Source organism: Kitasatospora sp. NPDC092286, assembly GCF_044755565.1.
In the GTDB taxonomy this organism is placed as follows: Bacteria; Actinomycetota; Actinomycetes; order Streptomycetales; family Streptomycetaceae; genus Kitasatospora.
Genome location: NZ_JBIVRD010000022.1, coordinates 71,245 through 92,181 on the forward strand (window position 1 = coordinate 71,245; position 20,937 = coordinate 92,181).

General features: G+C 74.2%; 15 protein-coding genes. 11 read left to right on the forward strand and 4 right to left on the reverse strand.

Going from position 1 to position 20,937, the window contains the following annotated elements:
- Positions 1-34 precede the first annotated feature (34 nt).
- The 7 genes from ACIQIB_RS22650 (at position 35) to ACIQIB_RS22680 (ending at position 7,036) form a co-directional block, all read left to right on the forward strand.
- Positions 35-880, forward strand: a complete 846-nt coding sequence (locus tag ACIQIB_RS22650; RefSeq protein ID WP_400760076.1) for a hypothetical protein — start codon at positions 35-37, stop codon at positions 878-880.
- A gap of 240 nt (positions 881-1,120) precedes the next feature.
- Positions 1,121-2,542, forward strand: coding sequence for an MFS transporter (locus ACIQIB_RS22655; protein WP_400760078.1), 1,422 nt, complete (start codon positions 1,121-1,123; stop codon positions 2,540-2,542).
- A gap of 147 nt (positions 2,543-2,689) precedes the next feature.
- A complete protein-coding gene (locus tag ACIQIB_RS22660) occupies positions 2,690-2,989 on the forward strand; it encodes a hypothetical protein (protein ID WP_363604281.1) in 300 nt (99 codons plus the stop codon).
- Positions 2,986-3,933 carry an acyl-ACP desaturase gene (locus tag ACIQIB_RS22665; protein WP_400650187.1) on the forward strand — a complete coding sequence of 316 codons (948 nt, stop codon included), beginning with the start codon at positions 2,986-2,988 and terminating at the stop codon, positions 3,931-3,933. Before ACIQIB_RS22660 ends, ACIQIB_RS22665 begins: the two co-directional genes overlap by 4 nt.
- Positions 3,934-4,073: 140 nt before the next feature.
- Positions 4,074-4,478, forward strand: coding sequence for an acyl-CoA thioesterase (locus ACIQIB_RS22670; protein WP_363604284.1), 405 nt, complete (start codon positions 4,074-4,076; stop codon positions 4,476-4,478).
- Between the two features lie 66 nt (positions 4,479-4,544).
- Entirely contained in the window at positions 4,545-6,149 is a 1,605-nt protein-coding gene (locus tag ACIQIB_RS22675; RefSeq protein WP_400760081.1) for an AMP-binding protein, read from the forward strand.
- 218 nt (positions 6,150-6,367) lie between these two features.
- Positions 6,368-7,036: an enoyl-CoA hydratase-related protein gene (locus tag ACIQIB_RS22680; protein WP_400760084.1), complete on the forward strand. Its 669-nt coding sequence runs from the start codon at positions 6,368-6,370 to the stop codon at positions 7,034-7,036.
- 246 nt (positions 7,037-7,282) lie between these two features.
- On the opposite strand, the gene ACIQIB_RS22685 is transcribed toward ACIQIB_RS22680, so the two are convergent.
- Positions 7,283-7,612: a hypothetical protein gene (locus ACIQIB_RS22685; RefSeq protein ID WP_400760086.1), complete on the reverse strand. Its 330-nt coding sequence runs from the start codon at positions 7,610-7,612 to the stop codon at positions 7,283-7,285.
- 406 nt (positions 7,613-8,018) lie between these two features.
- On the opposite strand from ACIQIB_RS22685, the gene ACIQIB_RS22690 reads away from it, so the two are divergent.
- The 3 genes from ACIQIB_RS22690 to ACIQIB_RS22700 all read left to right on the forward strand — a co-directional run bounded on the left by ACIQIB_RS22690 (position 8,019) and on the right by ACIQIB_RS22700 (position 13,955).
- Positions 8,019-9,053 (forward strand): hypothetical protein, encoded by a 1,035-nt coding sequence (locus ACIQIB_RS22690; RefSeq protein WP_400760089.1) that lies wholly within the window; start codon positions 8,019-8,021, stop codon positions 9,051-9,053.
- Between the two features lie 118 nt (positions 9,054-9,171).
- Positions 9,172-11,031, forward strand: coding sequence for an HSP90 family protein (locus ACIQIB_RS22695; RefSeq protein ID WP_363604292.1), 1,860 nt, complete (start codon positions 9,172-9,174; stop codon positions 11,029-11,031).
- Positions 11,031-13,955 (forward strand): hypothetical protein, encoded by a 2,925-nt coding sequence (locus ACIQIB_RS22700; protein ID WP_400760091.1) that lies wholly within the window; start codon positions 11,031-11,033, stop codon positions 13,953-13,955. The genes ACIQIB_RS22695 and ACIQIB_RS22700 overlap by 1 nt, the downstream gene beginning before the upstream one ends.
- A gap of 200 nt (positions 13,956-14,155) precedes the next feature.
- On the opposite strand, the gene ACIQIB_RS22705 is transcribed toward ACIQIB_RS22700, so the two are convergent.
- Positions 14,156-15,472, reverse strand: a complete 1,317-nt coding sequence (locus ACIQIB_RS22705; protein ID WP_400760093.1) for a carbohydrate-binding protein — start codon at positions 15,470-15,472, stop codon at positions 14,156-14,158.
- A gap of 286 nt (positions 15,473-15,758) precedes the next feature.
- Between ACIQIB_RS22705 and ACIQIB_RS22710 the strand changes: the two genes are divergently transcribed.
- On the forward strand, positions 15,759-17,849 hold the full coding sequence (locus ACIQIB_RS22710) for an NB-ARC domain-containing protein (protein ID WP_400760095.1): 2,091 nt from the start codon (positions 15,759-15,761) through the stop codon (positions 17,847-17,849).
- 20 nt (positions 17,850-17,869) lie between these two features.
- On the opposite strand, the gene ACIQIB_RS22715 is transcribed toward ACIQIB_RS22710, so the two are convergent.
- Complete coding sequence (locus tag ACIQIB_RS22715; protein WP_400760096.1) at positions 17,870-19,519, reverse strand: translation initiation factor 2; 1,650 nt, start codon at positions 19,517-19,519, stop codon at positions 17,870-17,872.
- A 381-nt stretch (positions 19,520-19,900) separates the two neighbouring features.
- Positions 19,901-20,803, reverse strand: coding sequence for a LysR substrate-binding domain-containing protein (locus ACIQIB_RS22720; protein WP_363604299.1), 903 nt, complete (start codon positions 20,801-20,803; stop codon positions 19,901-19,903).
- Positions 20,804-20,937 lie beyond the last annotated feature (134 nt).

The following is a 20,937-nucleotide window of genomic DNA, read 5'->3' on the forward strand; positions in this document are numbered from 1 at the left end:
CTTGATGGTCCACTGACACGAGAGGGAGCGGGCGATGGGGACGATCAGTCGGAGGGTGGCCGCGGTGGCGGCGGCGGGGGTTCTGCTGGGTGTCCTGACCGCCTGCGGGTCCGGAGGGTCCGGTTCGTCCCAGGACACGGCGAAGGCGGCGGCGGGCGGTGCGTCCGCCACGAGCGCGTCCGCCGGTACGAACGGCGGGGCCGGGGCGGCGGCTTCGCCCTCGGCCGCTGCGGGCGGGACCACCGCCGGAGCGGCCGACGGCGGGACGCCCGCGCCCGGGGCGAGCGCGCCGGCCGCCGGAACGGGTGGTGCCGGTACGGACGGTGCCGGTATGGGCGGTGGTGCCCAGCCGGCCGCCGGGGCCGACCTGGACACGCCGCTGCTCGACGACAAGCTCGTCCTGCAACTGCTGCCCGATCAGAAGGCGATGACCGGCTGGGAGGAGGAGAAGCGCCGGGTGGACACCGCGGACCACACCCTGACCTGCACCGGCGCCGAACCGTGCGGCGGCAAGCCGCTCAGCGGGACGGCCCGGTTCTCCTCCGGCGACGTGACGGTGCGCTTCGCCGTCGACACCCTGCCGAGCAAGGCCGCCGCCAAGGACAAGCTCAAGGAGGCGTACGCGGGCTTCGGCGGCGAGCAGTACAAGCCGATCGACCTGGCCGCCCTCGGCAGCGAAAGCCGTTCGTTCCGGGGTCAGTTGGCCGGTCGCGAGGGCGTCGGCATCGTGCTGCGGGCCGGTACGGTGGTCGCCACCGTGACGACCGAGGGCGAGCCCGTCGATCCCCAGGTGACGCAGCGCCTCGCCGTGCTGTTCGTCCAGCGCATCGAGCAGGCCCAGGCGGGCCGGACCCCGGACGCCGCCCTCGGCGCGGCCTGAGCCGGCCTTCCCCGGCGTGTGCCGGACGCCGAACGCCCCTGCCGACGGCCTCGCCGTCCCTCGCGCCTGAACCGGTGCGAGCAGTGGCGCGGCAGCCGTATCGGCATGAGGCCGACGGTCCATCAGGCATGGGCATTGGACGGGACGGTGGGGATTGACACTGGCGGGTAACAAAGCGCATGGTGATCGGGCCCACCGGTGTGCGCCCGTCCGCCCGTCCGCCGAGGGAAGGACGCATGCATGGCCGACCTGCCCGTCGGCTCCGACAAGAGCCTTGACATCGTGGCGAGTTCACCCGGAAGGCCGCCCGTCGGACTGGTGCTGCTCTGCTGCCTGGGGGCGTTCGTGGCCTTTCTGGACAGCACCATCGTGAACGTGGCGTTCCCGAACATCGCCAAGACCTTCTCCGGCTCCGACCTGCCCACCCTCTCCTGGGTGCTCAACGGCTACAACGTGGTGATCGCGGCCTTCCTGATGCCCGCCGGCCGGGCGGCCGACCGGCTGGGCTGCCGGCGGGCCTTCGCCGTCGGCCTGACCACCTTCACCCTCGCCTCGGTGGTCTGCGGGGCCGCGGGCTCGGCGGCGGTGCTCATCGCGGCCCGGCTGGTGCAGGCGGTGGGTGCCGCGATCCTGGTGCCGACCTCACTCGCCCTGCTGATGCCGATGTTCCCGATGGCGCGGCGGCTGATCGCGATCACCATCTGGGGCGCGGCGGCGGCGCTGGCCGCCGGGATCGGCCCCGGCCTCGGCGGACTGCTCGCCGAACACTGGTCCTGGCGGGCGGTCTTCCTGGTGAACCTCCCGATCGGGACCGTCGCCGTGTGGGCCTCCCGGCGCCTCACCGAGCAGCGTGAACCCCGTGGCCCGACCCCGGACGTGCTGGGCGCGGCCCTGCTCGGCGCCGCGCTCGGCCTGCTCGCCCTGGGGCTGGTCAAGGGCCCGGACTGGGGGTGGAGGAGTGCGGGCACCCTCGGCTCGCTGGCCGTGGGCGCGCTGTTGGCGGTCGCGGCGGTGGCCCGCAGCGCCCGCCACCCGGCGCCGGTGATCTCGCTCGACCTGCTCCGCTCGCGCAGCGCCGTCGGCGGCAACATCGGCTCGATGCTCTTCTCGGTCACCTTCTACGCCGTCATCCTGAACAACATCCTCTTCCTGACCGGGCATTGGCACTGGTCGCTGATCGCGGCGGGCCTGGCCACCACGCCGCCGCCGATCGCCACGGCGCTGATCGCCCGGCCGGCGACCCGGTTCGCGGACCGGTTCGGGGACCGCCCGGTGGTCGTCGCCGGCTGCCTGATCTACGTCGCCGGCACCCTGCTGCTGCTCTGGGGCGGCGGACGGAGCCCCGACTTCCTCACCCACTGGCTGCCCGGGGCGGCGGTGATGGGCCTCGGGGCCGGCCTGGTCTGGCCGGTGCTCGGCGCGGTGGCCCTGGCCGGGGTCGAGCCCGCCCGGCTGGCCACCGCGAGCGCGGCCAACGCGGCCTTCCGGCAGCTCGGCGCGGTGCTCGGGACGGCCCTCGCGGTGTCCATCGTGACCTCCTCCGCGGCCGACGTGCTGGGCGGGGCCCGCACCACCTGGTATCTGGCGATCGGCTTCGCGCTCGCCGTCGCGGTGCTCACCGCCCTGACCGTCCGCCGCGGTGCCCGGCCGGCACCCGCCTAGCGGCCGGGAGGAGGGCGGTCGCCAACCCCGGTGTAGGAGAAATGGGTTGATCCGGCATGCCTGGATATTTTGACTGATGAGCCGTCAGTTATTATGTAACTTGGATCACTTGGCTGTTGCGGTTACCAGCCAGTATGGTTCTGAGCCATGGTGACGCCCGAAGTTGAGTCCTACATCCGGCAGAAATTCGGCGAGCACGCCGGCCTCGCGGACGACGAGGTTTTCGCCGACGACGTGACGCTGGCCGCGGTGATCGGCCGCAGCCCGAAGATGACCAACAGCATCGACCTCATGGAGGCGTTCGCCCGGACGGCCAACGGCCTCCGCAAGGACTACGGCGTGCGGGTGCGGCTGCCTTCCCTGCCCCTCGACACCCCGACCACCACGGTGCTGCAGGTCTTCCTGGCGGAGTTCGAGAAGCAGAAGGCCAAGGAGGAGGCCGCGTGAGCATCAGCGAGGCGGACACCGCCGTTCCGGTCATCCGAAAGCCGATCGTCTCCAGCGCGCCGCCGGCCATCATCACCGACCTCTGGGACGCGCTGACCGTCCGCAGGATGTCCCTGGTCGACGTGGTCTGGGAGCAGCAGCGGCTGCACGAGTCCCGCCGGTGGAGCGTCGTCGAGCTGCTGTCCGCCGTCGACCTGGACAGCCTCACCCCGCTCGACCGCAACCTGGTCTGGAACGCCGGCCGGGCCGAACTCACCACCAAGCCCGGCGCGGACCGGCTGGAGCGCCAGGCCGAGGCCGAGGTGCGCCGCTGGGAGAGGACCAACCCGGCGCTCGCGGCGGTCATGGAGGCCTGCGGCACCTGGAGCCGGTACTGGAACGAGGAGGAGGCCCACCACGAGACGGTCTTCAACCGGCTGGCCGACGTCAGCGGGATGGAACCGATCGACGACGAGACCTTCCTGGCGTTCCGCAAGGTGTTCCCGGACGACGACATGCTGCGCACCCTGGTGCTGCTCGCGATCTCCGAGATCACCGCCGCGGTCAACTACGGCCAGTGCCAGCACGTGATCCAGGACGAGGGCCTGCGCCGCATCTTCAAGCAGGTCGCCGCCGACGAGATCCAGCACCGCAACTACTTCGTGTCGTTCGCGAAGGCGTTGGTGGACAGCGGCGAGTACCCCGCCAAGGACGCCTTCGCGGTGGCCCACCTCTTCCTCCGCGAGGACGGCGAACTCCAGGGCAGCGCCCGGGACCAGAAGGAGGACCGGGGCACCCACGTCAACTGGTGGGACCACCTCGACACGGCCGACACCGGCTACCGGCCCGAGGCGCTGGAGAAGAAGGAGCAGCTGGTCTGCGGCGCCCTGAAGAAGATCACCGGAATCGAGGTCCACTCCCGCGAGGAGGTCGAGGACACCTGGATGGACCTCCTCGACAACTGACGTGGCTGCGGCCCCGGTTGTCGCGGTCCCGGTTGTCGCGGCCCCGCCCGCGGGGCGCCGGCGGGGTATCCGGCCGGCCAGGATTCTTTCGGCACGAGCAAAACGGACGGTCCGACGTGTTCTTCGGCGAAACACGCCTCATGCTCCCGGTGCGCCCCAACGACCTCGACGCGCTGGGGCACGTCAACAACGCGGTCGCCCTCGAGTACCTGGAGGCCGGGCGGTGGGACTGGCTCGGCGGACAGGGTCTCGTCCACGGCGACCGAGTGATCGCGGTGGTCGCCCGTACCGAGATCGACTACCGGGCGGAGATCCCGCGCGGCCGGGTCGAGGTCCGGACCGCCCTGGAGTCGCCCTCGGTGGAGGAATGGGACGAGGACGGCCTCACCTTCCGCGCCCGGTTCCGCCAGCGGATCCACCTGCCCGAGGCCGGCGGCTCCGGCGACCCGGCGGTGGACGCGCTGGTGACGGTGGCCTTCCTGGACGCCGGGAAGCGGTGCCTGGTGTCCCTGCAGGACTTCATCGCCGCTTCCGCCAAATCCTGATGGATCATCAACAGCAGTGCGGTGCAGGCGCGATGTGCGCACTGACGGAGGAGTGGGAGGGGTCAGGTGCTCGAGTACATCCAGCGCAACCAGGAGTGCCCGCCCGAGCGGGGGCTCTATCTGTACGACAAGTTCGACGACCCGCCGGAGTTCACGGCCTACCGGGACTTCCCCGAACAGGTCGCCGCCTACGCGGACTTCTTCCGTGAGCAGGGGATCGAGCCCGGCACCCGGGTGGTCTTCCCGTACGAGACCTCCCTACCGGTGATCCTCGCGTTCCTGGGGCTGATGGAGCTCGGTGCCGTCCCGCTCTCGGTCAAGCCGTTCGTGCTGAACACGCCAAGGGACGGCTACCAGGAGTTCCTGGCCCGGATCGCGGCGGACTTCGGCGCGGCCCGGATCCTGGCCGTGCCGACCCTGGCCGCCGTCGACCCGCCGGCGGACGTGCTGCCGCTGCCGCTGCCACCGGCCGGGATCCGCAAGGCCGGTGCCCGACTGCGGACGCCGGGGGCGGACGAGCCGGCGTTCGTGCAGTTCTCCTCCGGGTCGACGTCCTTCCCCAAGGGCGTCCCGGTCACCCAGGGGCGGCTGCGCGCCAACCTCGCCATGATCACCCGTACCGACGGGCGCCGGCCCGAGGAGCGGGTCAGCAGCTGGTTGCCGCTCTACCACGACATGGGTCTGGTCGGAGGCATGCTGTCCTGCTTCGCGGCCGGCTGCGACCTGCTGCTCGCCGAGCCGGTGACCTTCCTGTTCGACGCCCGCGGCTGGTGGGAGCACCTGGGGCGGGAGCGGGCCATCGGCACGGTGATCCCGAACTTCGCCGTGGACTACTCGCTGAAGCTGATGGAGGGCCTGGACGAGGAGGAGATCGCCGCGATCGACGTCTCCGGGATCCGGTCGGTCTACCTGGGCAGCGAGCCCATCAACCTGCCGAACCTGGAGGCCTTCCTGGACCTGATGGCACCGGCGGGCCTGCGGCGGGACGTCTTCATGCCCTGCTACGGCATGGCCGAGGCGGTGCTGCTGGTGGCGAGCAGGCCGGTGGGCGGCGAGATCCGGGTGGTGGACTCGCCGTCCGGTGTGCCGGCGATCTCGGTGGGCCCGCCGATGGCGGAGTTCGCCGTCCGGCTGCGGGGCGAGGACGGGCGGCTCTGCGGGGAGCGCGAGCTCGGCGAGATCGAACTGGCCGGTGGCAGCCTGGCCGAGGCCTACTTCGACCGGTCGCACCCGATCCGGGGCGCGGACGGCTACTACGCCACCGGTGACATCGGCTTCCTCGACGGCGGGGAGCTGTTCATCACCGGCCGGATCAGCGACCGGATCAAAGTCGGCGGCCGCAGCCTGTTCGCCGCCGACTTCGAACAGGCCCTGGAGCGGCTGCCGTTCGTCCGCGAGGGCCGGACGGCCGTCGCCCAGATCGGCACCGGCATCGTCGTCCTGGCCGAGGTGGACCGCGAGGCCCGCGAGGACATACCGGGCAGCCGGGCGCGGATCGTCGAGTATCTGGCGGGCGCGATCGGCGTCACCGTGCGGGCCGAGGACGTGCACTACCTCAAGCCCGGACAGCTGCCGCGCACCAGCAGCGGCAAGCTCCAGCGGCGCGCCATCGTGGCCGCGTACGAGCAGGGGCGGCTGGAGGGGCTGACCCTGACCGGGTCGGCGGGCTGACACCGGGGTTCGGGGCTGCGGGGTGCTGGGCGGGCAATGGCCGACGGATGGCAAGTGACAGGTTTCAGATAACAGATTTCGAAATCTGTTATCTGTTATCTGTTATCTGAAACCTGTCGCCTGTTGCCGCCGCCCGTCGTCCACCCCCCGCCGTCCCCGGCGCTTCACCGTCCGTGCCGTGGGGCACGGACGCCACCATCACGCGACAGGAGTGACGCATGCCGAAGCTGGAGCGGGACGGCGAGGTCTTCGTCCTGCATCTCGACGCCGACGACGAGAACCGGTTCCACCCCGACCGGCTCACGGTGCTGGAGGCCGCGTTCGACGAGGTGGAGGCCGCGTCGGGCCCGAGGGCGCTGGTCACGGCGGGCAGCGGCAAGTTCTGGTCGAACGGACTGGACCTCGACTGGCTGCTGAACAACGGCGACCGGTTCGCCGCCTACCTCGACCGGGTGCACGCGCTGCTCGCCCGCACGCTGGCCTCGCCGGTCGTCACCGTCGCCGCTCTGAACGGGCACACCTTCGCCGCCGGGGCGATGTGGGCGCTGGCCCACGACAGCCGGGTGATGCGGGTGGACCGCGGCTACTTCTGTCTGCCCGAGGTGGATCTCGACCTGTCCTTCGAGCGGGGCATGTCGGACCTGATCCGGGCGCGGCTCGCTCCGCAGGTCGCGCACGAGGCGATGACCACCGGCCGCCGCTACGGCGGCGGCGAGGCGCTCGCGGCCGGGATCGTCGAGGAGGTCGCCGACGAGGCCGGGCTGCTGGCCGCCGCCGTCGAGCGGGCCCGGGCGCTGGCCGGCAAGACCCGTCCGGCGCGCGGCCAGATCAAGGAGATGCTGTACTCCGAGACCCTCGCGTCGCTGCGCACCCCGACCGTGGTGTGACGACGCTTCGGGCAGAGCGCGTCGAGCCCCGGGCCACCGTACGAGCGCCAGTGGTCCGGGGCTTCGGCTCGCTCGGCTCGCCGTCGGCGGGTGTCCGTGTCGGCATCCGGAGCCGGCGCCGGAGTGCCGTGACGCCTTGAGGCCACCCCGGCCGCACCCAGGCCGCGCCCGGTACGCCCGTCGGTCGGAGCCCTCGCCGCGCCCGCCGCAACTGCGTTCACCTGCGGGGAGGTTGGGGTTTCGGCCTCAGCGACAGGTGGGCAACTCGGGCAGGCCCAGCGCCAACCAGGAGTCGGCCTCGCAGTGTCGAAGCCGCCATCCCTCCAACGTCCCACCCGCCTCGGCCAGTTCGACGCAGGAGGCGCGCAGTGCGGCCTCGGCCTCCAGCAGGCGGCCGGCCGTCACGAACACCACCGCGTCCACCACGTCCGCCGTCACCCGGATCCGGGCGTGGTCGAGTCGGGCCGGCCCCCGGAGCCCGCGCTCCAGCCCGTCCCGCACGGCCGGCGCCGCCACCGGACCGCCGGGCCGCGGCCGCCCATCCGGAGTGTCCAGATGGATGCGAATCGCGTACATGCTCCACAGAGTGACGGATCGCCGGCCCGGCCGGTCGCGCCCGCCGCCGTCACAAATCTGCCTGGCAGCAACATGTCACCGTAACGCGTGGGCGGGTGGCCTTCACTACCGTGGTCACGCGGCCGACCGGCTTGCCTCCCCGCACGGTTCGCGCACCGGGCCACCTGCGTCCCCCCGGGCCACCCGCTTTCCCCCGTCACGCCCCGGCCTCCTCCCCGCCACACCCCAGCCCCTTCCGCGATACCACCCGGCGGTATGCCCATCGGCGGTGACCTGGGCCGGAGCACCGGTCCGGAGGGCCGGGGCTGCCGGGCGGCGGGTCGGCGGCGCGTGATATGTACTGCGTCTGGGGTGGCCGGCGTGCGGCCATGCGAAAGATGCCAATGATGTTCGAGGGGGCCACACCATGCCGCTTTTCCGACGCCGCTCCGACGAGGACGCTCCGGAGGGTCGGTCCGGCCGGTGGGGGCTCGGATTCGGCAGACGGACCGCCTCCGGTGCCACCGCCCGCGGCACCGTCGAGCCGGTGCTGGACCAGGCCCTCGGCGACGAGGAGCTGCGGCTGATGCTGGCCCAGGCGGCCGCGGGGGACTGGGTCGCGCTGGGCCCGGCGCTGGCCGCCGTCGAGGACGCCACCGAGCTGACCCGGATCCTGATCGCGCTGTCCGAGGTCGGCGGCGTCGAGGCGTGGACGGACAGGGCCGTCGCCGCCGAGCCCGGCGACGCGCTGCCGCTGCTGCTCTCCGGAGCCCGGCACGTCTCCTGGGCGTGGGAGGCCCGCACCCGGGCCCGGGCCGCCCATGTGACGGAGGAGCAGTGGAAGCTGTTCCACCAGCGGCTGGAGACCGCCGAGGAGCAGCTGTTCGAGGTGGCCGAGCGCGAGCCGAGCTGGCTCGCCCCCTGGTACTTCCTGCAGATCAGCGCCCGCGGCGCCTCGCTCGGCCGGGACGTCGCCCGGTACCGGTTCGAGGCCGCGCTGCGCCGCCACCCCGGGCACCTGGCCTCGCACAAGCAGCGGCTCCAGCAGCTGTGCGCCAAGTGGGGCGGCTCGCACGACCAGATGCACGAGTTCGCCCGCGCCTCGATGCTCGCCGCACCCGAGGGCAGCCCGCTCGGCGAGCTGGTCGCCCTCGCGCACCTGGAGCGCTGGCTGGACCTCGCGGACGGCGAGGACCACGCCTACCTCACCAGCCCGGCCGTCCGGGCCGAACTGCACGAGGCGGCCCGGCGGTCCGTCCTGCACCCGGCGTACCCGCGTCCGCGCGGCTGGCAGAGCGCCTACAACACCTTCGCGATGGCCTTCTCGCTCGCCGACGAGCGGGAGACGGCGCACACCCTGTTCGAAGCGCTCGACGGGGCCGTCACCGACTCGCCCTGGGACTACCTGGCCGGCGACCCCGTGGCCAACTTCCGCGCCCACCGCGACCGGTGCGCCCGCTAGGACCGCCACCCGAGCTGCCCGACCTGGTACCGCCCGCCCGAGGCCGCACCCCGGCCCCGCCCCGAACGCCTGCACACCCCCGAACACCTCCACACCCACGCGAGCGAAAGAGCCTCCGGTGTCCCCATCCGAGAACCCGACGAGTGCGCACACCTTCCAGGTGGACCTGCGCGGCCTGGTGGACCTGCTCTCCCACCACCTCTACTCCAGCCCCCGGGTCTACCTGCGTGAACTCCTGCAGAACGCGGTGGACGCGATCTCCGCCCGGCAGGCGCTCGACCCGGCCGCGCCCGCCCGGATCACCGTCGTGGCCGGCGACGACCTGACCGTCACCGACACCGGCATCGGCCTCACCGAGGCCGACGTCCACACCTTCCTCGCCACCATCGGCCGCAGCTCCAAGCGCGACGCCGAGGGCCGCCTCGACGGCGCGGGGCTGGCCCGGGCCCGGGGCGACTTCATCGGCCAGTTCGGTATCGGCCTGCTGGCCTGCTTCGTGGTGGCCGACGAGATCACCGTCGTCACCCGCTCCGCCGCCACCCCGGACGCCCCCGTCATCGAGTGGCGCGGCGGCTCCGACGGCCGCTACACCATCCGCACCCTGCCGCCGGAGGCCAAGCCCGAGCCCGGCACCACCGTCCGGCTGGCACCGCGCGCCGACGCCGCCGAGTGGACCCGCTCCGACCGGGTCCTCGCGCTCGCCCGGGACTTCGGCAGCCTGCTCCGCCACGAGGTGACCGTGGTGGACGCCCGCGGCACCGCCACGCCCGTCAACCGGACGCCGCCGTGGGCCGACCGACACGGCTCCCCGCTGGCCCGCCGCGACGCGCTGGCCGAGTACTGCCGTGCCACCTTCGACTTCACCCCGCTGGACACCATCGAGCTGGACCTCCCGCTGGTCGGCCTGCGCGGCGTCGCCTACGTCCTGCCGGACGCCGCCCCGCCGTCCCGCCGCTCCGGCCACCGGGTCCACCTCAAGGGCATGCTGCTCTCCGACCAGGCCGACGAACTCCTGCCCGAGTGGGCGTTCTTCGTCCGCTGCGTGGTCGACACCGACAGCCTGCGCCCCACCGCCTCCCGCGAGGGCCTCTACGCCGACGAGACGCTCGCCGCCGTCCGGGACGCGCTCGGCGCGCGCATCCGCGACTGGCTCACCGGCCTGTCCGCCAGCGACCCGGCGCTGCTGCACCGCTTCATCGGCGTGCACCACCTCGCCGTCAAGGAACTGGCCCGCTACGACGACGAACTGCTGCGGATGCTGCTGCCGTGGCTGCCGTTCGAGACCACCGACGGCAACGTCACGCTCGACGAGTTCGCCCGCGCCCACCCGGTCGTCCTGGTCACCCGCACCGTCGAGGAGTTCCGCCAGGTCGCCCCGATCGCCGGCGCGGCCGGCCTCGGCGTCGTCAACGGCGGCTACACCTACGACCGCGACCTCGTCCACCGGCTGCCCGAGATCCGGCCCGGCACCTCGGTGGCCGACCTCGACCCGGGGACGGTCACCGCGCACCTGGACACCGTCGACCCGGCCGCCGAACTCGCCGCCTCGGCCTTCCTCACCATCGCCCGCGAGGTGGTCGGCCGCTTCGACTGCGACGTCGCCCTGCGCAGCTTCCACCCCACCAGCGCCCCGGCGCTGCTGCTGGACAACCGCGAGGCCCGGCACGAGCGCACCCGCGCCCAGCTCGCCGAGGAGGCGGACGGGCTCTGGGCCGACATCCTGGGTTCGCTGCGCGCCGAGGTGCCCCGCGCCCAGCTGGTGCTCAACCACCTCAACCCGCTGGTGCGCCGGGCCGCGTCCATCACCAGCCGCGAACTCGCCGTCACCGCCGTCGAGGCCCTGTACGGCCAGGCGGTGCTGCTCACCCGCCGCCCGCTGCGGTCGAGCGAGAGCGCCCTGCTCAACCGGTCGTTCATCAGCCTGCTCGACCACGCCATGCTCGGCCACGAGTCGGCCGGCCCGCAGAAGGAGTCGTAATGCTGGACACCACCGACGCGGTGATGGCCGCCCTGCGGGAGAACGACGCCCGCCCGTACGGCCGCGTGCGGACCGTCACCGCCGAGGAGATCGTCGACGCCGCCGAGCAGTTCGACGACACCGGGGTGCGCTCGATGGCGCTGCTGGAGCTGATGGAGGCGTACGAGTACGACGGCGAGCGCAGCAAGGCCCCGGTGGTCTTCGCCCGGGTGCTGAAGCTCTGGGACACCGATCCGGACGGCTTCGGCGACTGGGCCCGCCACCAGGTGTTCTGGCGCTTCAAGTGGGTGGCCACCGCGCTGATCGGCACGCCCGACGTCCCGCTGGCGGCCGTCCGCCGCTGGCACACCGAGATGCGCGAGCGCTACCGCGCCGCCGGGTACGGCCTCCAGCCGTACTACGCCCAGCGCTTCCACCTCGCCGCGCACACCGGCGTGGACGCCGAGGACGCCTTCGAGCTGTGGGCCGCCCGCCCGCGTACCGAGCTGAGCGACTGCCACGCCTGCGAGATCCGCTCCCAGGCCGCCCACCACCTGCGCGCCGGGGACGACCGGCGGGCGCTGGAGGCCTGGCGGCCGGTCTTCGCCGGCGAGAGCACCTGCGCCGAGGAGCCGTACCTCAGCCACGCCTACGCGCTGCTGCCGCTGCTGCGTCAGGGCCGGCTGGACGAGGCGCGCTCCAGCCACCTGGTCGGCTACCGCTTCGCCCGGGGCAAGTCCGGCATGGCGCGGGCGGTCGGCCTGCACGTGGAGTTCTGCGCGCTGTCCGGCAACGAGCCGCGCGGGCTGGAGATCCTCTCCGAGAACCGCGACCTGTTCGACGTGACCGGCGACCCGATCGGCCGGCTCGACTTCCTCACCGGCGTCGAGGTGCTGATCGCCGGTCTGGCCCGGCGCGGCCACGGCGAGCTCACCGTCAGCGGCCCGCCCGGGGTCTCCTGGACGGTCGACTCGCTGCTGGCCCACCTGCGCACCGAGGCGGACGCGCTGGCGGCCCGCTTCGACGCCCGCAACGGCACCGACGCGGTGGGCGCGCGCCGCCGGGCCCGGCTGGAGCGGGAGCCGCTGCTCGCCGAGCCGCTCGCCCTCGGGGTGCGGGCCGCCGCCTCGCCCGAGCTGGCGGGAGCCCCGGCCGTCACGTCCGCGCCCGCACCGCGCCGCGAGACCGAGCCGGAGCCCGAGGACTTCGCCGCCCTGGTGGTAAGGGCCCGTGAGCTGGACGCCCTCGGCCACCCGGACGCGGACCGGCTCTGGCGGAGCGTCACCGCGCGCTTCACCGCCGAGGACTACGTCCACACGGAGGGCACCGAGGCCGGCCCGGCCGGGCTGCTGCGCGCGGAGATCGCCGAGCAGCGGGCCCACACCGCGCTGGACCGGGACGACTTCGCCGCCGGCAAGGCCGGACTGCTGGAGGCCGCCGAGCTGTTCGAGCAGGAGGGGCTGCTCGGCCAGGCCCTGGTGGTGCGCACCCGCACCCTGGTGGTCGAGCTCGGCGACGTCGAGGGCGTGACGGTGGACTGGCCCGCCCTGGACGCGGCCCTGCACCGCGCCGAGGAGCTGCTGGCCGACGAGAACGGTCTGGCCGCGGACGACTATCTGATCGTCCTCCAGTGCCGGGCCTTCGCCGCCCACCACGACCTGGTGCGGTCGCTGCCGGAGCCACCGGCCGAGGCCGTCGAGCGCTTCGAGACGGCCGTCGCCGCGTACCGGCGGGAGAGCGCCGAGCGCGGCTCGGCCCGGCGCGCCGCCACCGCCCACCAGTACAGCGCGGACGCGGCGGCCCGGCAGGGCCGGCTGGCCGAGGCCGCGGCCGAGCTGCGGCGGACCCTGGAGCAGCTGGACGCCGCCGAACTGCCCTGGCAGACACCGCGGGTGCTCGGTCTGCTGGGCCAGGTGCTGCTCCAGAGCGGCGAGTCCGCCGAGGCCGTGACGGTCCTCCACCGGGCCCTGGCCGAGGCCACCCGGTGGGCGGACGACTCCTACCCGTTCGCGCCGACGTACATGATGCTCGGCCACGCGAGCGCGCACCTCGGGGACACGGGCGCGGCCGTCCGGGCGCTGTCCGAGGCCGCCGCGCGGTACGACCGCAAGGGTGCGGCGGGCGCCGAGGAGGCGGCCCAGGTCCGGCTGCAACTCGCCGACCAGCTGCGGGAGAGCGGCCGGGCGGCCGACGCGGTCGCCGTCCTGGAGTCGGTGCTGCACGACGCCGGCGCGGCGGAGCTGGACGAGCGGATGCTGGCGCAGGTCCGGCTGGACCTCGCCCGGGGGTTGTTCGCGCTGGAGGAGTTCCGGGACTCGGCGGAGGAGTACCTGCGGCTCGCCGACCTCGTCGCGGGCTGGGAGGATCAGCAGACCCACACCGTGGTCGCCTGCGAGGCGACCGTCGCGCTGGCCGAGGCGGGCCGCTGGGAGGCCGCGCACGCCGCCCGCGAGCGCGCCCTCGCCGCCCACGCCAAGGCGCCGCGCGCCGACCAGATGGCCGCCACGCTCCGGGAGTTCGCCCGGCTCACCATGCACGCGGAGGGCCCCGACGGGCTGGACTCGGCGCTGGAGCGCCTCGTCGAGGCCGACGCCGTGCGGGCGCGGGCCGAGGAGGAGGGCCAGCCGTTCACCGCCTGGCACCAGAGCGGCGCCGCCCACTTCGAACGGGCCCGGGTCTACGCCGTCGCCGGCCGTCACGAGGAGGCGCTGGCCTCGGCTGACCTCGCGATCACCGCCTACGAGGCGGGCGGCGCCGAGGCGGAACTGCCGCGGGCCGAGGCGGTCCGGGTCGCCGCGCTGATCGAGGGCACCGACCTCGGCCGCGTCGACGCCGCCCGGGCCAGGCTCGGCACCGCCATCGAGCGCTGCCGCCGGGCCGACCTCGGGGAGGCGGCCGGCATCCTGGCCAACCTGCGCGACCGGCTCGCCGATTCGCCGTCCTGAGCCGGTTTCCCGTGGCCGTCCCTGCGACCGTTTCCGAGCCCGTGCCGCGGTTTCGCCACCCGGGAATGCGGCACGGCCGCGGGGGGGGGGGGGGGGTCGCCGGGTCATGAGAATCGGAGAGAACGATGTGCTGCCCGTCCACGACGGCGTCGAGGTGGAGGTGGCCCGGGAGATCCCCCCTCGCACGCGGTTCCGGCCGCTCAGCAGGGGCCGTCGTCGGACCAGACGCCCCACTGGCCACTGGCGGACGGGTTCTCGTTCAGCGTCCACCACTTGGCGTGGTACTCGTGGCTGTTGTAGGAGACCTTGCTGCCGGTGGTGTAGGTGGTGGCGGCGCTCCACGCCGGGTCGGCGCAGGTGCCCGGGCTGGTCGGCGGCGGGCTGGTGGGCGGGGTGCTCGGGCTGGTGGGCGGGGTCGCGCCGGCGAACTTCACGGTGTACTTGGTGAAGTCCCAGTCGTTCTGCGCCACGCTGGAGCAGGAACCGGAGAGCCCGGGGTCGACCGGGCCGGGGCACTGGCGGTCGCGGTTGACGGACCAGTAGGTGTACCGGGCCAGCTTGTGCGCGGTGGCGAAGTCGAGCACGGTCTGGAAGTCCGCCTGCCGGAAGTACTCGGCGGCGTCGGTGCGGCCGTTCATCAGTGAAACGCCCTCGTGCGCGTAGGCGTTGGCCTCCGTCCAGCCGAAGGTGGTCTGGAGGATCTGGTTGAACTTGACCAGCGCGTCGGTCTGCGCGGACGCGCCGTTGAAGCCGCCGTCGAACGGCATGATCGAGTAGTTGTCGGGCGTGAAGCCCTGCGACTTGGCCTCGTTGAGCATCTGCTGGCCGAACCAGCCGGTGCCCGCGCTGGTGCCGGCGGTGGTGATCGAGATGTACAGGCCCGGGTTGTTCTGCTGGAGGATCCGGGCGGCGCCGATCTCGTTGTGGATGGCGGCGGAGTTCTCGTACTCCGGCTCCTCCAGGTCGATGTCGATCGCCTTGAGCTGGTACTTGGTGATCACCTTCTGGTACCCGGCGGCGGTCGCCTCGGGCGTGCCGCAGCCCTGGCCGAGCTTGTTGCCGCCGTAGCCGCCGACCGACACCGAGACGTCGCCGCCCTTGGCGCGGATGGTCTGGATCACGGCGGGCATGGTGGTGTCGGTGTCGATCGAGGAGGTGCCGCCCCAGGCCGGGCTACAGCCGCCCTTGTCCAGGATGAAGGCCAGCTGGAAGGCCTTCTGCCCGGTGGCGTCCATCACCGCCGCAGCGTCCGGCGGGCTGTTGTCCTCGGGCATGAGGTACGGCGCGGACGCGTACCAGTTGCTGCCCAGCCCGGTACCCGCGTCGGCGGGCCCGGCCGCGGCCAGCGCCGCCCCGGTCCCGGCGAGCGCGGCGAGCCCGCCGGCCACCAGCGCGAGCACCCCGGCGACGGCCACGGCGGTCCGCCGCCCGCTCCGGCGCCGTCCGGGCCCGGTCCGCTCGGGGGTCTGCTGTCCGAACAGCTGGGGATTCCGCTGTGGGGGAAGAGCGCGTTCCATCGGAAACCTCTCCAGGAAACGGCAGGGGAAGGCCCACCCGCGCCAACTGTGGGGGCGGCGCGCCGGGCTCAACAACCCACTGGCGGGCCGTACTTGCCGTGGGTCCTCACTGGTATAGACCTGTCCGGAAACCGCCGTCAACCCCGTCTTGGTCAAGACCCGCCGTCCCCCCCCCCCCGGCCGCCGGGGCCCCGGCGTGCGGCCTGCGGTGCCTGACGGTCGGACTGCGTGCGCCGAACCGTGTCGACCGGCACCGTGCCGGACGGTTCGGCCCTAGAGTTGGCGGGTGGCCAAGGAGACGTGGAACAGGGTGGACGGGCAGGTGCGGGCCGGGTCCATCGTGCAGGCGCAGAGCATTGGGCAGCTGCATGTGTACGGGCCGGAGGGGGCGGTGTCGGCCCCGTGCCAGCTGCCGCCGGAGCTGGCGCACTTCGAGGACCGGGCGGACGAGCAGGCTCGGGTGCTGGAGGCGGTGGCGGAGGGGTCGGGGTCCGGGGGCGGGCCGCTGGTGGTGGCGCTGAGCGGGATGGGCGGGGTCGGGAAGACGGCGCTCGGGTTCCGGCTGGCCCGTGAACTGCGGCAGCGGGGAAGCTGCCCGGACGGTGTGCTCCACGTCGATCTGGACGACCTGCGGCGGGACGGCGCGGTCGAGGTCGCCGACGCGCTCGGCGGCCTCATCGGCTCGCTGGACCCGGAGACCGCGGTGGCGCGGAGCTTCGCCGACCGGGCCCGCCAGTACTGGGATCTCACCCAGGACAAGCGCCTGGTGGTCGTGGTGGACAACGCCCAGAGCGGGGCCGAGGTGCAGCCGCTGCTGCCGTCATCGTCCGCCGGTGTGGTCATCGTGACCAGCCACGGTCCGCTCTACGACCTGGACGGGGCACGGTCGGTGGAGCTGCCGATCGGGCCGCTGTCCGGCGAGGACGCGGTGAGCCTGCTGCGCGCGACCGTCGCCGACCCCCGGCTGGTCGCGGACCCGGAGGCCGCCGCCGAACTGGCCCGCCGCTGCGAGGGCCTGCCGGCCGCGCTGCAGGTGGCCGGCCGCTGGGTGCGCAAGCACCGTCACCGGGAACTCCGCCGCCTGGTGGAGGAGTTGACCGCCGAGCTGCACCGGAACGGATTGCCCGTGGTGGAGGCCGTCTGGGACGCCGCGTACGCCGGCCTGGACCCCGACGCGGCGCGGCTGTACCGGCTGCTGCCCCACCACCCGGGGCCGGTGGTCACCGGGCACGTCGCGGCCGCGCTGCTCGGCGTCGGGCTGGAACGGGCCGAGGACGCGCTGGCGGAGCTGGAGACCGCCGGACTGCTGCAACGGCGGCCGGACGGACTGGGCATGCACGCCCTGTTGCGCGGTCACGCCCTGCGCCGGGCCGGGCGGCGGTCCGAGGACGGTGAGGCGGCGGCCGGGCGGCACCGGCTGGTGCGCTGGTACCGGCGGCAGGCGGGCCGGGCCGACCTGCTGGCCGCCGGGCCGAGGCTGACGGTCTCCGGCCCGGTGCCGGACGGGCCCGCCCAGGGCGAGGCGCCGGACGTGGAGTTCACCGACAAGTACCGGGCGATGCACTGGCTGGAGTCCGAGCGGCTGGCGCTCTACGGCTGCGTGCGGATCGCGTACGAGGACGGGCTGGACGCCGACGCGGTGGCGCTCTGCGAGGCGCTCTGGACGCACTTCCTGGACCACCAGCACTACGCGGACGTGACCGACGCCTTCGGCCACGGTGTCGCGGCCGCCGTGCGCGCCGGGGACATCGCCGCGACCGTCCGGATGCGCTGCCAACTCGCCCGCCCGCTCTGGGAAAAGCACCGCTACCAGGAGGCGGCGGAGGAGCTGCGCCTGGCGGTGAACGGCTCCGGGCTGCTCGGCGACGAGCCGCCGGCGCGCAAGCTGCGGGCCTCGGCGATCGAGTTCCGGGGCAAGCTGGCCTCTGTGCAGGGCGACTGGGCCGCCGCCGCACCGGACTTCGAGGCGGCGCGACAGGAGCACCTGGCGATCGGCAACGACTACGGCGTGATGCTGCAGACCTACCTGCTGGGCCGGGCGGCCGTGGGCATGGGTGAACCGGGGCGTGGCGTCGAGCTGTTGACGCAGGCGCACGCCATGGCGACGGCCCTCGGCCGCGAGCGGATGACCTCGCGGACCGGCTTCGAACTGGGCGGGGCACTGCGCCTGGCGGGCCGCCGGGAGGAGGCCGCCCGGCTGTACGAGGCGGCGCTGGCCGGGGCCCGGGCGCGCGACTCCGTCCAGGACGAACTGCGGGTCCTGGAAACGCTGGTGGAGTTCTGCGAGGAGTCGGGGGACGAGGGCGGCGCCGACGGGTACCGGGCCGCCGTGCGGGAGCTGCGCGAACGGACGGGCGATGCGCGGCCGGCCGAGTAGGGCGTTCGCTTGACGCTTCGTCAGATCGGCTGCTGCAGATCGGAGTCGGCGGCGGGCTCCAGCCGGGCGCGGTAGGGTGTGCCGCCGATGCGGCAGATCAGCTCGGTCGGCGGCCGGTGCTCCGGGCCGCCCCCGGTTTCGCTTCCGGCCCAGGCGTGGACGGCGGAGAGCACGGCGGCCGGGTCGGTGAGCCGCACCCGGCCGCCGTCCCGGTGCGGTTCGATCCGGACGGTGAACGGCTCGCCGCCGCGGCGTCGGAGCAGACAGACGGTGGGGGAGAGGACGATCCCCGCGGTCCGGCAGCCGGGGTACTCGGCGAGCATCGCGGCGGTCCAGTCCGCGGCCGTCCGGTACTCCTGGTGCCAGGCCGGGGAGGGCGCGCCGACGCGGCGGTAGAGCAGGGCGGCGCTCTCCAGCTGGCGGGTCCCGGCACGCCCGTACTCGGCGGCCCGGTGGTGGAACGGCAGGTCCGTCCAGGTCGGCAGCCGGTCGATGCCGACCTCCCGCCCGTCCACCCGGGCCCGGACCGCGAAGGCCGACGGGGCGGGCGGGGCGGCCGGTGGGACGGGCAGCGGCCGGGGCTGGACCGGGTACGGCGGCGGGACCAGTCCGAGCAGCTTGTAGAGCTCGGGGCGGAGGGTGTCCAGGGACTCCCCGGGGAGGGCGAAGGCGGCCTCGGCGAAGCGGCGGGTGCCGACGGGGGCGTCCGTGGGCGGGTCGAGCAGGGCCGGAGCCGTCTCCGGGTCGGCGAGGTCCAGCCGGGGCACCGCCGCCAGCAGCCGTGCCATCGGGCTGTCCGGCACCAGCTCGCCCCGGCCGTCACAGGCGGCGACCAGGTGCCGGTCCAGCGCCGCCGCGTAGAGCGCCACCGAACCGTGGTCGGTCACCACGGTGTCGGCGGCGACCAGCAGCGCCGCCCACTGCTCGTACGGCCCGGCCAGCACCATGCCCGCGTCCAGCGCGGGCCGCAGCCGGCGGGCGAGGTCCATCCGGCCGGTCCTGCTGTACTCGTTGGGGTGCACGATCAGCGCCAGCTGGAAGGCGTCGTGCGGCAGGCAGGAGGCCAGCAGCGCGGGCAGTTCGGGGCGGCGGGCCAGCAGCGACTCCGGGCCCCAGGTGGAGGAGAGCACCACCAGCCGGCGCCCGCCCGTCCCGAGCGCGGCCCGGAAGGTGTCGCGGCGGTCGCGGGAGACCAGGGCGCGGTCGAGGGTCGGGTCGCCGGCCACCATCGCGCGGTCGGTGGCCGCCGGGCACTGGTCGGCCAGCCGTTCGACCTGGGCAGGGTGGGCGAGGGCGTGCAGGGCGGCGGTCGGGCGGCCGTCGGTGAGCAGGAAGGCGGGGTCCAGACCGGACGGGAGGGCGGCCGAACCCTCGTCGGGGAGCGCCTTGTTGAAGCCCGCGCCGTGCGGCAGCAGCACCTGGTGGCCGCGCAGGGATCCCAGGTCGCCCTTGGGGCTGGCGGTCAGGATCAGATCATGCCGGGACGCCAGCGCCCGGTGCCAGGGCAGGCAGCGGGCGCCGGAGGACTCGACGGCCGCCAGCGCGTCGGTGTCGAACTCCGAGCCGGGGACGAGGGTGAAGCGGCAGCGGACGCGCTCGTCGCCCTCGAAGACCGGGAGGAGGTCCAGCAGCCGGTGCAGCGCGGCCGCCGACCGGACCGCGAACAGCACGTCGGCCACCGCCGACGGGCCCGCGCGTCCATCCGTCCGCTGGCTGGCTGGCTGGCTGGCTGGCTGGCTGGCTGGCTGGCTGGCTGGCTGGCTGGCTGGCTGGCTGGCTGGCCAGGCTGTGGTATACCACAACTCAGCACCCCCTGTCGAGGGTGCCCGGGCAGCCGCTCGGGGTCCCCGGCGAGGTGGTACGGCGCTGGCATAGGGGCGATGGTAACCGGCCGGGCGGCGCGACGGGCGGGATCACCCGGACCGGAGCCCGGCGCTGCCGGCTCTCCATCTGTCCCCCTCGATCGGACGCCTCGTCAGTACTCCCCGAATCTATCGCGGCAGGTCAGCGCCCCGGTCGGGCGGGGCAGCGGTCGGCCCCCGGCCGGGCGGTCAGCCCCGCGCCGCAGGCACCCCCGCCGCCGCCCCGCGGTCACGGGCGGTGGCCAGCAGGCCGGCGACGGCCGGGGACCACGGACGGCTGCCCGGGCCGGTGAGGGCGAGGGTGCGGTGGACGGCGGGGCGGAGGGGGACGAGCACGCAGTCCGGCGGCAGCATGGTGAGGGCGAGGGCGGGCATCACCGAGACGCCCACGCCCGCGTGCACCATGCCGATCAGCGTGTTGAGGTCGCGGATCCGGTGCCGGGGCGCGAACCGGGCGCCGGCCCGCCGGTACGCCTCGCGGATACGGGCCTCGCAGCCGCCCTCGGAGAGCAGGAAGTCGTCGTCCTCCAGGTCGGCCACGTCGACGGCGGGCTGCCCGGCCAGCGGATGGTCGCGGCGGAGGAGCGCGTGCATCGAGTCCGCGCCGAGCGGGATCGCCCCGGGCGGTGCCGGGTCTGCGTCGACCAGCACGGCGGCGTCGACGGTGCCGGCCTCCAGCCAGACGGCCAGTTCGTCGTCCTCGCCCTCGAAGACCCGGACGGTGACCCGGGGGTGCGCCGCCCGCCAGTCCCGCAGCAGTCCGGGCAGCAGCCCCTGGCAGACGGTGGCCGGCGCGGCCAGCCGGACCGTCCCGGTGAGGCCGCCCGAGTGCAGGGTGGCGATGGACCGGACGGCGGCGGCGGAGGCGACCGCCGTCCGGGCGTGCGGAAGGATCCGCTCGCCCAGCGCCGTCGGGCGGGCCGGGGTGCCACGGTGCAGGACGGGCGCGCCGAGGGTGCGCTCCAGCGCGGCCACCGCGTGCGAGACGGCGGACTGGCTGATCCCCAGCTCGCCCGCCGCCGCGCCGAACCCGCCCGCGTCCGCGACCGCGATCAGCGCTCTGAGCTGGGCCAGATTGACCTCCGAGGTCATGAGACTTCCTCATCTCTCCCGCACTGGAACTTGTTGGACTCATGATCCGCCCGCGCGCCACGCTCTGTCCACGCGGCCACGGCGACAAGGACAGCAGCCGCGGTGACCAGGACCACAGCCACGGCGGCGGAGAC